Source organism: Bacillus cereus group sp. BceL062, from assembly GCF_051780025.1.
Taxonomy (GTDB): domain Bacteria; phylum Bacillota; class Bacilli; order Bacillales; family Bacillaceae_G; genus Bacillus_A; species Bacillus_A toyonensis.
Window position 1 is genome coordinate 129,428 of the sequence record NZ_JBPWGY010000005.1, and the last position, 14,010, is coordinate 143,437.

Here is a 14,010-nt window from a genome sequence, read left to right on the forward strand (position 1 = left end):
CGTGAAAACGAAATTACTAGCTCTGCTATTAGCTGTAACGGTATTTATGATGCCAACAGCTTCATTTGCAGACATCATTGAGGGAGAATCAATTGTTACACTAGGAGAAAACTTATCTGAACAACAAAAACAAGATCTGTTAAAAGAAATGAAAGCACCGAAAGATGCTACAATTATTACTGTGTCTAATGCGGAAGAACATAAATTTCTAGAAGGAATTGTTCCAAAAGCACAAATTGGTACGCGAGCAATTTCCTCTTCTATGATTACATACACAAAGCCAGGATCTGGTCTCATTGTACGTTCAAAAAACATTAATTCAATAACAGATGCAATGTACACAAACGCACTTATTACAGCAGGTGTGAAAGATGCAGAGATTCAAATTACTGCACCATTTAAAGTTTCAGGAACTGCTGCTTTAACAGGTTTAATGAAGGCCTATGAAACAACATCGAACAAAGCAATTCCTGAGGAAGTAAAAAAAGTAGCCAATGAAGAAATGGTGCAAACGGCCCAGCTCGGTGATAAAATTGGTGAAGAAAAAGCAGTTCAACTTGTTGCAAAAATTAAAGAAGAGATTGCAAAAGAGCAGCCAAAAACAACGGAAGATTTACGTTCATTAATTAAAAAAATTGCTGATCAACTCGGCATTACATTAACGGATGAACAGTTGGATAACTTAGTAGCGTTATTTGATAAAATGAAAAATCTTAATATCGATTGGAATCAAGTTGGCAGTCAGTTAAATAAAGCAAAAGAACACGTTTCTGCCTTTTTAGGGTCTGAAGAAGGGCAAAGTTTCCTAGATAAAGTTAAAGATTTCTTCTCAAGCATCATTGATTTTGTTAAATCTTTATTCAAGTAAAAAGAAGCTCGTCAGTGACGAGCTTCTTTTTTATACAAGTAACGGTAATTTCATAACAGCTTCTTCAACCGAACGAACAACATGATTTGCTTTCTTCTTCACATATGGATGAGCATGATGAAGAGTAAATGAATGCGGGGTTACTTCAAACATTGAAATGTCATTAAAAGAATCTCCAATGCAGGCAACTTCATTTGCTTCAATTTTTAAATGTTCCATTAGTCGCCTTAAAGCACTCCCCTTACTTACACCCCTTGGCATAATATCAACATAACGTTTACCTGATATAAAAACTTCCGCTTCACTGTGAAACGTATTTCGTAACTCTTGATCTAATGCTACAATTCTCTCTTCTTCTCCAAATACAAATAATTTCGCTGGATGTACAGTCTTACCAAATTCTTCTTCTAACGCTTCTATTTCAGCAATATGTACCCCCATATACTCTTCAAAAGTATGATGATTTTCATTTTTTCTTTTTGTATATCGCTGCTCATTTGCACAAACAATATCTGCTAGTCCTTTGTTATGTATATATCGATATATTTCCTGGGCAACACTATCTTCAAAACTTGATTCATGAAATATTTTACCGTCCGGCAGTAACATTGTCGCCCCATTTAAACCTGTTGTGTAATACGGGAATGAAAACTTTTTTACGACTTCATCAATTCGGTGAGTAAAGCGGCCAGAGGCAAAACAAATATTTGTCCCTTTTTCAGCTAGCCAACAAAGTGCACGTTCATCTTCTTTTTGCATATCATTCACATTGTAAACGAGCGTGTCATCTAAATCACTTACAAATAATTTAATCATGTCCTCTTCCCCTTTCATACACAATATCTACTCTAAGTGTACACAAAAAATGTTTGGTTTTTGTTAAAAAAAAAATAAATTTTCAATAAAAAAATAAACGGGAGCATAATCCCGTTTATTTTTGTCTTCTTACATTTTGAGGTCGCACAATACTAGGACGCACTTTTAAACTAGACATAGTTGGTCGGAGTAAAATTTTCGTTAACGCGCCCCAATCAAATGGTAGAAACGGCCATAAATACGGTGTTTGTAAACTTTTTATAGACGTTAAAAATAAAATCAATATCGTCATTCCAATTACAAACCCTATCTCATGGAAGAGACCTGTTAAAATAATTACAAACAATTTCCCAACCTTATTTCCTAGTCCTAATTCATAGCTCGGTGTTGCATATGCCCCAATCATCGAAACAGCTACATATAAAATAACTTCTGGTACAAACAACCCTACATCAATGGCAATTTGACCAATTAATATAGCAGAAATTAACCCCGCCGCAGACGATAACGACGTCGGAGTGTGAATGGCAGCCATTCTTAAAAACTCAAGTCCGACCTCTGCCATTAACACTTGTAATAAAATTGGTAAATGCGTCATCTTAGTCGGTCCAATAAAAGCAAGATTCGGTGGCAAAAGAGTTGGATCAAATACAAATACTAACCAAAATGGTAATAAAAATAACGAGAAAATAACACCTAAAAAACGTACCCAACGTAAAAATGTACCTACAGCTGGATTTTGTCTAAATTCTTCTGCATGCTGTAAATGGTGGAAATATGTTGTTGGAGTGATCATAGCACTTGGTGATGTATCAACAAGTACTAACACATGTCCTTCTAACAAATGGTTCGCTGCTACATCTGGCCTTTCTGTGTAGCGAATAAGCGGGAATGGATTATAACCTTGTTTGACTACAAATTCTTCCACCGTTTTATCCGCCATCGTAATCCCATCTACTTCAATATTATTTAATTCTTGTTTTATAATCTTCACTAAATCTGGATTTGCAACATCTTGTACATATGTAATACAAATATCGGTTTGTGATCTATCCCCTACTCGAACCATTTCATTTCGAAGACGTGGGTCGCGGATCCTTCTACGGATTAACGCTGTATTTACAACAATATTTTCAACAAAACCATCCCTTGCACCACGTACTACCTTTTCTGTATCTGGTTCTGTCGGTGTCCGCCCCGGATAACTACGAACATCAATTGCAAAAGCTTCCGTTTCACCTTCCACAAATATAACAATAAGCCCTGATAATACTTGGAGCATTACTTCATCCATCGTTTTTACTTTACTGACTTGTTGATGAATTAAACGATTCTCTAAAAGCTTTACTGTATCTTCTTCTATATCCCTTATTTCATTTGTATCCACCGCTTCTTCTAAAATAGGGATAATATAATTCGTATCACAAAGTCCATTTACAAATAACACACCAATTTCTTTGTTTAAAATTTGAAATTTACGAATACCAACATCATATGTGACACCCAATCCAACAGTTTGCTTTAAGTAATTTTCATTATCACTTAAAAAAGACGAAATCGGGATATTCACTTTTTTAGGCTTCGTCATAAAACCCACTCCTTTCCAAAATTAATTGAATTGCTTTTCTAGTAATAGGTGATCCTCGCTCCCATTCATCATTTCCACACATCTTGCCAATATCACCGACCCCCACAATGACTGGAACATTCAAATCATCTAAACAATAAATCGTATCCCCACTAATCCTGCCAATTTCACCATCTGGAAGTCCAAATTTATCAACACCGTATTCTGTTAAATTCCCATTCCGATCTACGCTTACATCTACACGCGCCCATTCCCAATGATGTGTATTAGATGCTACCGCTAAAATACCAAGTACATCAACTTGTTTATGTGTGGCTACATATTTTAAAGCCTTTTCACCAGATCCTTCTCCAATAAATCCACTGTCATCAAACATGACAAATACAGGGTCATATGGCGTTTGCATAATAAGCTCAACAACTTTCTTCCCTGTCAATTTGGTTGGATTACTTTGCGATGCTGAAATACACCTGCCCCCAAATTCCTTTGTTAACAGCTCAATTGTCCGCTTTGCATATTCATCTCCATCTGTTACCAAAACAACCCTTCGTCTCATTTGATTTATCCTTTCGGTTTACATATAAGTGCTACAAAAAATGAAAATAATATAGCTGCGGAAATGCCCGCAGACGTTAAACTAAACATGCCGATACCAATTCCTAAATACCCATGTTTTTCCGCCGCATGCATTGCTCCGTGTAATAGTGAATGTCCAAAACTTGTAATAGGGACTGTTGCTCCAGCACCTGCAAATTTTATAAGCTTATCATACAATCCGAATCCGTCTAAAATGGCTCCGACAACTACAAAACTTGCCATTAAATGGGCCGGTGTTAACTTTGCAAAATCTAACAATACTTGTCCAATTACACAAATCGCTCCTCCTACAAGAAATGCATATACAAAATCCACAATTCACTCTCCTTTAACTCTTTCAAACACAACACCATGCGCAATTGTTGGAATCGTTTCCTTTTGTTGCATCATCATTGGGCTCAATAAAGCCCCCGTTGCAACGACAAAAATGCGTTGTAAATTCCCTTTTTGCATTTCACGTAATAAGTGGCCGTATGTGACAACAGCGGAACAAGCACAACCACTGCCACCTGCAAACACTTCTTCTTGATTTGAATCATAAATCATTAATCCACAATCATTGTATATATGCCCAAGGTCATAACCTTCCTCAAATAAAAGTTGTTTTGCAATTGGTGTCCCAACAGCCGATAAATCACCAGTAACAATCAAATCATAATCAGCTGCGCTTCTTCCTAAATCTTCAAAATGCTGTTGGATTGTATGAGCAGCAGCTGGTGCCATTGCCGATCCCATATCTAAAGGGTTCATAATTCCTAAATCTTGCACTTTTCCAATCGTAGCTGCCGTAATTTTAATTGCACTTTTTTCTTTGCTAATTAATATGGACCCTGCACCTGTAACAGTTGAATTTGCGGTTTCTGGCTTTTGTCCCCCATACTCTGTTGGATAACGAAATTGCCTTTCAGCCGTTGCATTATGACTACTCACCGTAGCTAAGACACGATTCGCAAATCCACCGTCTATAAATGCTGATCCAACTGCTAAAGTTTCCATTGACGTCGCACAAGCGCTAAACATTCCTAAAAAAGGAATCCCCCACTGACGCGCAACATAATTCGCTGTCACTGTTTGATTTAATAAATCGCCCGCTAAAAAGAAATCAATTTGTGATGTTTTTATATTCCCTTTTTGCACTGCTTGTTGCATTGAGTCTGACATTAATTTTCGTTCAGCAAGTTCCCAGTTTTCCTCTCCACAATGCAAGTCATTATATGAAATATCAAAACATTTTCCAAGAGGGCCTTCAGCTTCTTTCGGACCGACAGCAGTACCCGTTGCATTTACGTAAATATCATTTTGAAATACCCACGTTTGTTTTCCTGTCAACCTCATACTCGCCCCTCCTTTAAGACATAAAAATTTTAAAAGTATATCTTATTAATCCGATAATATATGCTCCAACAACGCCAAACACGATAACACTTCCTGCAAGCTTAAACATGTTTGTAGCAATCCCTAGAACAATCCCCTCACTCTTATGTTCTAGCGCAGCGCTCGCCATAGAATTTGCAAATCCTGTAACTGGTACTGCCGATCCTGCTCCAGCAAATTGACCGATTTTATCATATACACCACATCCTGTTAAAATCGCCGACAATAAAACAAGAGTTGCAACTGTCGGATTTCCTGCCTCTTGTTCACTAAAGTGAAAATAATGTATATAAAATTTCATCAATATTTCTCCGACTGTACAAATGAGCCCACCTACAAGAAATGCCTTCACACAATTTAGTAAATAGTTTGGCTTTGGATGGTACTCCTTCACTTTATTTATGTAATCATCTTTCAGTTTTCGGTTTGTCATTTATATATTGCCTCCTACTTTACGAAATAAATCCAGTGAAACAATGAGCCTATTACTTTGCCAAGTACAAGAGCAACGAGTAAAACAACAATTTTCCCCTCTACCCCGACTCGTTTCGCTAAAATAGGTAAAACATTTAATACTTCCGTTAATGCCGCAGCAAGCATTCCAATGAATGTACCACAAAATAAACCTAATATTACAAGCCAATATTGCGATGTTTGAAATGTAATGTTTTTCAAACTACACCAAGCCCCAGTTAAAGTTCCCGCAATGACAGCCCACTCAAAATATTGAATATGCTTTCCACTTCTCGTTAATTGAGCTAAACGAGGGATTATACCAAGTACAGCTAAAAAGGCAACATATCCGCTACCTACTGCAATCCCGCCAGCTAAACCAATTAATATAACAAACCCACATTCAATCATCGGCAAGCTGTTTCGTGTTATCCTTGTTTTCATTAACAATTACATATTGATCAAGCGACTGTTGATATTGAAACATCTCAACTTCTAACGGACTCGGCTCTTCATTAATTCGCTTTTGAAATACATGATTAAAAAATAAAACCATACCTAATCCAAGACCTACTGAATAGGGAACTTGAAATAATAGTGGTTGCTCCTTAAACTCTCCAGTAATCATGTAATATAACCGCTGGTGTACTTGTTGCATACTTACATCCTCATGGAAATAAATGATCGCAAGAGCCGCTCCAATGAACAACAACAACCATACAAGCCCAAAGAAAATTGGGGGCACTTTCTTTTTTTCATATATAATTTCAACAAGAGTTTGTCCAGAACCTAGTAAATTAATTTGTACATGAGATGCTTTTTGTTGAATAATTTCAATTACTTTCATAACATCAATTACAACATGCGTCTTATCATGTGCTGTTACGTTGTAAACTATTTCATTTTGTAAAGACTCAACTACAAAAGAATCTCCTGCAAGTTGAGCGACATCACTCAGCTTTATTTCATACGCAGGAGAAATTTTTAAACGATTGCGCATTTTAATATAAATCGTTCCTTCCAATTTTCATTCACCCCTTCACTCTTCCTCGTAGTTGTAGTATGGTTATTGAATTTTTTTCTAATACAATTTTTTCATAAAAAACATCTGTACCGTTTCGGTACAGATGTTTTTAGCTTATGCCTTTTTCTTAAATAAATTTGCGATACTTAATGCGAGTCCTCCCCAAATGACTACGATACCAATAACCATCATCATAATCGCTGATCCACTCATCATGAAACACCTCGATCTTTCCATTCTTTTTCAAGCTGGGCAGAATCTGAATGTATTTGTGCATTCCATTTTTTCAAACCAATAACTAGTGCGACTAGAAGGAATGCTGCCGCTATCGACCAACCATATGTTACAACAAATTCCGTCGGATAATCTCCGTAGTTCTTTTTAATATTTTGGATTACACCATCAATTAACATATACCCTAACATGAGTGGAGTAATAACGAGTAAACTCACTCTCCAAAACGTTCCTAACTTTATATCAGATACAAAGTTAGCATGATTTTGGTAAATAGGTAGACGGCGCAAGATAAGACCTATCGTAACCACTTCAGCTAGTGCAATTGTAATTAATCCAAAATTATTAGCGAAATAATCAACAACGTCTAGAAACATAAGCCCACCACGTGTTGCAAAAACAAGAGAAACTAACACGAGAAGTGTTCCCATAATTCCAATCGTCTTTTGACGACTCAAACTAAATTTTTCAGATACAGCTGCAAAGCATACTTCCGCAAGTGAAATGAGTGATGTAATTCCAGCAACAGTTAACGATAAGAAAAATAATACTCCAAATAACGGTGACATCGGTAATTCATTAATAATTTGTGGGAATACTACAAACGCAAGCCCTACGCCAGCACTCGCAACTTTATCAACTGGTACTCCCATGTTATTTGCCATAAATCCAAGAGCAGCAAAGACTCCAATTCCGGCTAATAATTCAAATCCTGAATTTGCAAACCCTGTAATAAAAGCATTATTTGTTGTATCTGAGTTTTTCGGTAAATAACTAGAATACGTAATCATAATTCCGAATGCTAGAGATAAACTAAAGAAAATTTGTCCATAAGCAGCAAGCCATACTTTCCCATCAAAAATACGACTCCAGTCTGGTTTAAAGAATGCATCTAACCCTTGCATCGCACCTTCCATCGTCACTGCACGAACAACGATAATTAAAAACATAACAACTAATAAAGGAATAAAAATGCGGTTAACAACTTCGATTCCTTTTTTAACGCCTTTGAATGCAACGCCAAGCACAATAATCCAAACGAGAGCTAACGGAATTAATACTTCTGGCACAAGCCCCCCAAATTGCCCTGGTTTATCTGCAACATGTAAATATTCTTTAAATAAAAATGATTGCGTGTCTTTCCCCCACGCTCCAGTAATTGCAAAATACGTATACGAAATAGACCAAGCGATAATTACTGCATAATATGTTGAAACGATAAACGTTACACACATTTGCCACCATCCAATAAATTCAGCACGTGGATGAATACGGAAGAATGTAAGTGGCGCAGAACCACGATGACGATGCCCAAGAGCGAATTCGAATGCTAGCAATGAAATACCAGTCGTTAATAATGCAAATAAGTACGGTAAAAAGAATGCACCTCCTCCATTTTCATACGCTGTATAAGGAAAACGCCATATGTTTCCTAATCCAACGGCTGAGCCGACCGCTGCGAAAATAAATCCAGCCCTCGTTCCCCATTGTTGCCTCGTTTCCATGTTTCCTTCCCCCTTTATGACAAGTTCATACTTGGATTATATTTCAAATTAACTGAATTAACAATAAATTCTGTTAATTTTTGCGAAAATTAACAACTCCCTCCTATTAAAGTCATAAAAAAAATCGAATAGACAGTTATTCATCTATTCGATCTTTCATCTGTTTTAATATTTTCTTTTCAAGTCTTGAAACTTGTACTTGCGAAATACCTATGCGCTCTGCTACTTCTGATTGGGTTTGATCTTTATAATAGCGCAAATATACAATAAGACGTTCTCGTTCATCTAATTCTCTAATTGCTTCTTTTAAAGCTATTTTATCAAACCATTTCGTTTCAGATTGATCTGCAATTTGATCTAAAATAGTAATAGGGTCTCCATCATTTTCATACACGGTTTCATGTATCGATGAAGGAGGACGACTCGCTTCTTGCGCCAGAACAACTTCTTCAGGCGTTAGTTCTAGCGCCTCTGCTACTTCATTAATCGTTGGAGCCCTTCCGAATTCTTTCGAAAGCTCGTCTCTCATCTTTCGAATTTTGTTGCCTGTTTCTTTTAAAGATCTACTTACTTTCACTGATCCATCGTCACGTAAAAATCGTTGAATTTCTCCAATAATCATTGGAACTGCATATGTTGAAAATTTCACGTCGAAAGATAAATCAAATTTATCTACCGATTTTAAGAGCCCAATACATCCAATTTGAAATAGATCGTCTGGTTCGTATCCTCGATTCAAAAAACGCTGTACAACCGACCATACTAGACGCATATTACTTTGAACAATCGTATCTCTTGCTTGTTGATCTCCACCTTGACTTTTTTGAATTAACGCTTTTAGCTCGTGGTCCTTTAACTGAGGTTTCTTCTTCTCATTTTTGACCTCTATGTCCATAGGCTATTCTCCTTAATTGCATAGAGCGTTACTATTTGATAAGTATTTTGTCAAATGGATTGTTGTCCCGAAAGATTCGTTTGAAATAACTTCTACTTCATCCATAAAATTTTCCATGATAGTAAATCCCATTCCGGAACGCTCTAATTCAGGTTTAGTTGTAAAAAGGGGTTGTCTTGCCTCATCTAAATTAAAGATGCCAATCCCTTCATCTCGAATCGTGAGTTTCACCATTGCCTCTTCCAAAATTACAGAAATATAAACAGTACCTTCTGCATTTCCTTCGTATCCATGAATAATTGCATTTGTAACCGCTTCTGACACAACAGTTTTAATCTCCGTTAGCTCATCCATCGTTGGATCTAGTTGCGCAATGAATGCTGCCACTGTAACGCGAGCGAATGATTCATTTTGACTTAATGCTGAAAATTGAAGGTTCATTTCATTTCTCATTTATGCCACCCCCAACGTCGCGAGCGCGTGCGCTTCACTTTCTTCTAAGCGAACAATTTTGAATAAGCCCGACATTTCAAATAAACGCTTAACAGGCGGTGAAATTGCACAAACAACCATTTCTCCACCTAATCCCTTTACATGCTTATATCGGCCTAATATCACACCTAAACCAGAACTATCCATAAATGATAAGTTCTCTAGGCTCAAAACAATGTGATGAACACCATGTGTCTCAATCATATCTGTCACTTTCGTTCGCAACTCTTCAGCAGTATGATGATCTAATTCACCCGCTAGTCTCACACATAGGACGTCACGTTTTACTTCTAATTGCATGGAAAGACTCACACGATTTCCTCCTTATGCTCAAACTTTACTCATTTACATACATAAAGATTTTCGTGATACAACATAAGAATCCTTCCTACTGACAAAAGAAGAACTATTTCGCCATAAAGTGAAACCATTCAACAATTATTTACTTACATACGAATAGAAAAGCGGCAAAATGTTTGCCGCTATTTTGATGTTGAAAACATCCCAAAACTTCTTTTAAATAACTCCCACCAGCTTGCTGCAGCAACATCTTCTTTTGCTACGATTGTTTGTTTTAATAAAACCTCTTTATCTTTTTTAATAACAAGCGTGCCAAGTGCATCACCTTTTTTAATCGGTGCTTTCACTTTCTTTTCAGCAATTACTTCTTGCTTTACTTTGTCCATATTTTCGCCCTTCTTCATAAGAAGAGACACATTATCTGATGCAACTAAATCTACTTTTTCTTTTTTACCTTTTCCTACTTGTACAGTCTTAATTTTTTCACCGCGCGTATACATTTTCTTCGTCATATATTGACCAAATGCATAATCAAGAAGCTTCGTCACTTGATTGTTCCGTTCTTTAGATGTAGGTGCTCCCATAACAACTGAAATAACACGCATGCCATTTTTTTCAGCCGATGCTGTTAAGCAATATTTTGCTTCTGTTGTAAAGCCCGTTTTGACACCATCTACTCCAGGATAAAAACGCACTAACTTATTTGTATTGACGAGCCAAAACTTCTTATCCGTATCTTCTCGTAAATAATCTTCGTATTTACCTGTGTATTTGCGAATAAGTGGATACTTCATCAATTCTCTCGCCATTATAGCCATATCATTTGCTGTAGAATAATGATCTTTAGCCGGGAGACCTGTCGGGTTTTGAAAATGTGTATTTTTCAACCCTAAATCTTTCGCTTTTTTGTTCATCATATTTACAAATCCTTCTTCTGAACCAGCGATATGCTCTGCTACTGCAACAGATGCATCATTTCCAGATGCAATGGCAATACCTTTTAGCATTTCATTTACGGTCATCTCTTCCCCAGGTTCTAAAAAGATTTGTGATCCACCCATTGAAGCTGCATGTTCACTTGCTCTAACTTTATCGTTTAGTTTTAGTTTTCCTTTTTCAACTTGTTCCATAATTAATAGCATTGTCATAATCTTTGTCATACTAGCAGGTGGTAACTTTTCATTCGGATTTTTATCAAATAAAACTTTACCTGTATCTTGCTCAATTACGATTGCTGACGATGCTTGCTCCGCTAACTTCGGCGCGGTTTCTTCTGTTTTCTCCTGCTTCGTTTTCTCAGATTGTGCAAAACTAACTGAAGTACCAGAAAGCAATAACATGAAACAAACAAGTATTCCAAAAACTCGCTTCATGACTAACCCTCCATTCTATATCAGACCTATTTTTTCCAATTTACCATTTTTTAATACCATATTTTTCTATTTTTTTCAGTTGACAAATACATTCATACCCTATATTGTATTAAGTGTATTATGCATAGTAGTACACTTAATACATATAAGGAAGGAGACATTGCTCTTGCATATTCAACTTGATCCAAGAAGCAACACTCCGATATGGGAACAAATTGTTCAAAATATAAAAGAACTCGTATTAAAAAACATGTTAGCTCCAAGTGATAAACTTCCTTCTGTACGCGAGCTCGCTTCATTACTTGTTATAAATCCAAATACAGTGAGTAAAGCGTATCAAGAATTAGAGCGACAAGGGATTATTGAAACGTTACGAGGAAAAGGAACATTTGTATCCCAATCGATTACCCCAACATTAGACGAAAGGAAAATCGCTATGGTTGAAAAGCAATTTCATCAATTATTACTAGAAGCCTCTTATCTTGGGATTACGAAAGATAAAATTCATGATTGGATAGATTCATACTATAAAGAGATTGGAGGAAATATGGATGCTGAAAGTGACAAGTTTGAAGAAAACAATTGATAATCAAACGATTTTAGACGATGTTTCTTTCACATTACAAAAAGGTAGTATCGTCGGATTACTCGGAAGAAACGGTGCGGGGAAAACAACTTTATTACGAACGATGATCGGCATTTTAGACCCAGATGAAGGCACGGTTACATATGAAAATACAGATATCCATATGCATCCTGAAATGAAACAAAAGGTCGTATATGTCCCAGATTCTACTAACATACTGAACGGATATACAGTAAAAGAAATCGTGAAATTTTATAAAGCAGTTTATACAGCATTTGATGAATCATATTTCTACGAACTGCTTGAACTTTTTAACTTACCAAACAAGCGGATTCGTAGTTACTCAAAAGGAATGAAAGCGCTGCTTGCGATCATTTTAGCCGTTGCTACAAAAGCAGAGTATATCATTTTAGATGAACCGACAAATGGGCTCGATCCTATCGTTAAAAGACAGATTTTGCAGTTTCTCGTTGGAGAAGTTGCAGAAAAGGAGATTACCATTTTCATCTCAACTCATCATTTAGATGAAGTGGAACAAATTGCAGATACAATCATTATGTTAAAAGGCCATACCGTGGCATCTATTACTTCACTTGATGATGCAAAATCACGATTTGCAAAAATACAAGTAGCTTATGAACGGTCATTACCTCAAAAACTAGAAAACTTAAGCAATATTAAAATATTAAATCAAACAGGAAAAGTATTTACGATTTTAATTGAAGGAAATGTTGCTACAACGCTTGAAAAGTTTTATAAAGAGCAACCAATACTTATTGAAGAGTTAACAATGTCACTTGAAGATGTCTTCGTTACGATACTTGAGGAGGATGGGTATGTTTCATAAGGCACTATGGATGTGGAATTGGAAACGCGGGAAATATGCTGTATTACTCTTTTTCTTGAGTACACTTTATCTTTTATCTTTCGGATACTATAAAGCAGCTCAGCAACAACTTGCTAATTATTATGAACTCTCAGAAAAGGGGACTTTCTATTACTATTATGCTTTTTTGTCAAATACAGGTAATAGTTTTTGGCTAACTATTCTTATTATTTGTTTAGCTTGTCTATTAATAGGTTGGGAACGTAGCAACCAATCTATTACCCTACTTATGGAAATGCCATTTACAAGAAAAGATATTTTCTTCTCTAAATGGGCTTTCGGTTCACTATGGATTATAGGGTCTCTCCTTGTAAACTGGATCCTTATGTACATTATTTATAGAACAACCATTCATTTTGAGTATCAAACATTCAGTCCATTTCATCGATACTTTCTTTATGCAATTGTTTCTTATGTTGCAGTCTATACAGCTGCATTATGTATCGGTACTTTTACTGGGAGCATTGTTTCACAAATCGCTTTTTGTATTCCATGGCTACTAATGGGACTTACATTTACTCCATTATTGTACAATTTTACAATAAACCATTTACAGGCTACAGATACTACAAATACCAACTTGTATCACCAGCTTGATGAAATCAATCGAAAAACAAATATAGTTGCACCAATATATAATTTCGCGATCTATTACCAATATAATCCTGAATCGCGCAAAAAAGAAAATGACCCAACTACTTTAAGAGATCCAGCATCTTATACGTATTATTCGGCTAAATCAGTGTTAGTCCCTATTTTGTATACAATATTTTACTTACTACTTGGCTCATTTTTATATACACGATCGCCTAATGAAAACACTCAAAAGATATTTATTTTCCAAAAACATTTACGAATATGGATATGGGGAACAACCATTTACTTTGCATTACTAGGTGGCTATAAAATAAATCAATTTAGTTTCTTATTTAACTACTATATCGGTTTGTTTCTCGCTGGAATCATTACTTATATTGTATTATCACGCCTAACAAATTATAAAGTTTTTTAAAGGAGAG

Annotated in this window: 18 protein-coding genes; 4 read left to right on the plus strand and 14 right to left on the minus strand. The window is 36.1% G+C overall.

Annotation, left to right across the window (positions count from 1 at the left end; translation table 11 throughout):
- Nucleotide 1: 1 nt before the first annotated feature.
- Nucleotides 2-868: a DUF1002 domain-containing protein gene (locus ACS2MN_RS13890; protein ID WP_000850510.1), complete on the plus strand. Its 867-nt coding sequence runs from the start codon at nt 2-4 to the stop codon at nt 866-868.
- A gap of 30 nt (nt 869-898) precedes the next feature.
- On the opposite strand, the gene ACS2MN_RS13895 is transcribed toward ACS2MN_RS13890, so the two are convergent.
- The 14 genes from ACS2MN_RS13895 to dacF form a co-directional block, all read right to left on the minus strand.
- A complete protein-coding gene (locus ACS2MN_RS13895; RefSeq protein ID WP_015000932.1) occupies nt 899-1,702 on the minus strand; it encodes a Cof-type HAD-IIB family hydrolase in 804 nt (267 codons plus the stop codon).
- A 97-nt stretch (nt 1,703-1,799) separates the two neighbouring features.
- Entirely contained in the window at nt 1,800-3,272 is a 1,473-nt protein-coding gene (gene spoVAF, locus ACS2MN_RS13900) for a spore germination protein SpoVAF (protein WP_088055229.1), read from the minus strand.
- Nucleotides 3,259-3,828: a stage V sporulation protein AE gene (locus ACS2MN_RS13905; RefSeq protein ID WP_001254419.1), complete on the minus strand. Its 570-nt coding sequence runs from the start codon at nt 3,826-3,828 to the stop codon at nt 3,259-3,261. The genes spoVAF and ACS2MN_RS13905 overlap by 14 nt, the downstream gene beginning before the upstream one ends.
- A 5-nt stretch (nt 3,829-3,833) precedes the next feature.
- On the minus strand, nt 3,834-4,184 hold the full coding sequence (spoVAE, locus tag ACS2MN_RS13910; protein WP_000348322.1) for a stage V sporulation protein AE: 351 nt from the start codon (nt 4,182-4,184) through the stop codon (nt 3,834-3,836).
- A gap of 3 nt (nt 4,185-4,187) precedes the next feature.
- A complete protein-coding gene (gene spoVAD / locus ACS2MN_RS13915; RefSeq protein WP_001241135.1) occupies nt 4,188-5,204 on the minus strand; it encodes a stage V sporulation protein AD in 1,017 nt (338 codons plus the stop codon).
- A 13-nt stretch (nt 5,205-5,217) separates the two neighbouring features.
- Nucleotides 5,218-5,676, minus strand: coding sequence for a stage V sporulation protein AC (gene spoVAC, locus ACS2MN_RS13920; protein WP_000184907.1), 459 nt, complete (start codon nt 5,674-5,676; stop codon nt 5,218-5,220).
- 14 nt (nt 5,677-5,690) lie between these two features.
- Complete coding sequence (gene spoVAB, locus ACS2MN_RS13925; RefSeq protein WP_000568664.1) at nt 5,691-6,107, minus strand: stage V sporulation protein SpoVAB; 417 nt, start codon at nt 6,105-6,107, stop codon at nt 5,691-5,693.
- Complete coding sequence (locus ACS2MN_RS13930) at nt 6,100-6,720, minus strand: stage V sporulation protein AA (RefSeq protein WP_000399262.1); 621 nt, start codon at nt 6,718-6,720, stop codon at nt 6,100-6,102. Before ACS2MN_RS13930 ends, spoVAB begins: the two co-directional genes overlap by 8 nt.
- 114 nt (nt 6,721-6,834) lie before the next feature.
- On the minus strand, nt 6,835-6,936 hold the full coding sequence (locus tag ACS2MN_RS13935) for a methionine/alanine import family NSS transporter small subunit (protein ID WP_002093318.1): 102 nt from the start codon (nt 6,934-6,936) through the stop codon (nt 6,835-6,837).
- A complete protein-coding gene (locus tag ACS2MN_RS13940) occupies nt 6,933-8,459 on the minus strand; it encodes a sodium-dependent transporter (RefSeq protein ID WP_000450075.1) in 1,527 nt (508 codons plus the stop codon). Before ACS2MN_RS13940 ends, ACS2MN_RS13935 begins: the two co-directional genes overlap by 4 nt.
- A gap of 136 nt (nt 8,460-8,595) precedes the next feature.
- Nucleotides 8,596-9,354, minus strand: coding sequence for an RNA polymerase sporulation sigma factor SigF (sigF, locus tag ACS2MN_RS13945; protein WP_000350732.1), 759 nt, complete (start codon nt 9,352-9,354; stop codon nt 8,596-8,598).
- Between the two features lie 12 nt (nt 9,355-9,366).
- The gene (spoIIAB, locus tag ACS2MN_RS13950) at nt 9,367-9,807 is read right to left on the minus strand and encodes an anti-sigma F factor (protein WP_001243394.1); all 441 of its coding nucleotides are present in this window, start codon (nt 9,805-9,807) and stop codon (nt 9,367-9,369) included.
- A complete protein-coding gene (gene spoIIAA / locus ACS2MN_RS13955) occupies nt 9,808-10,158 on the minus strand; it encodes an anti-sigma F factor antagonist (protein WP_000059133.1) in 351 nt (116 codons plus the stop codon). It lies immediately after the preceding gene.
- A gap of 170 nt (nt 10,159-10,328) precedes the next feature.
- Entirely contained in the window at nt 10,329-11,519 is a 1,191-nt protein-coding gene (dacF, locus tag ACS2MN_RS13960) for a serine-type D-Ala-D-Ala carboxypeptidase DacF (protein WP_000831987.1), read from the minus strand.
- 166 nt (nt 11,520-11,685) lie between these two features.
- Here dacF and ACS2MN_RS13965 point away from each other — a divergent pair, with 166 nt between their 5' ends.
- From ACS2MN_RS13965 to ACS2MN_RS13975, 3 genes are read left to right on the plus strand one after another with little or no spacing between them, the layout of a single operon-like run.
- Entirely contained in the window at nt 11,686-12,105 is a 420-nt protein-coding gene (locus ACS2MN_RS13965; protein WP_000548026.1) for a GntR family transcriptional regulator, read from the plus strand.
- Nucleotides 12,071-12,952, plus strand: coding sequence for an ABC transporter ATP-binding protein (locus ACS2MN_RS13970; RefSeq protein WP_000922134.1), 882 nt, complete (start codon nt 12,071-12,073; stop codon nt 12,950-12,952). The genes ACS2MN_RS13965 and ACS2MN_RS13970 overlap by 35 nt, the downstream gene beginning before the upstream one ends.
- Nucleotides 12,942-14,003 carry an ABC transporter permease gene (locus ACS2MN_RS13975; protein ID WP_000468554.1) on the plus strand — a complete coding sequence of 354 codons (1,062 nt, stop codon included), beginning with the start codon at nt 12,942-12,944 and terminating at the stop codon, nt 14,001-14,003. Before ACS2MN_RS13970 ends, ACS2MN_RS13975 begins: the two co-directional genes overlap by 11 nt.
- The last annotated feature ends 7 nt before the right edge of the window (nt 14,004-14,010 follow it).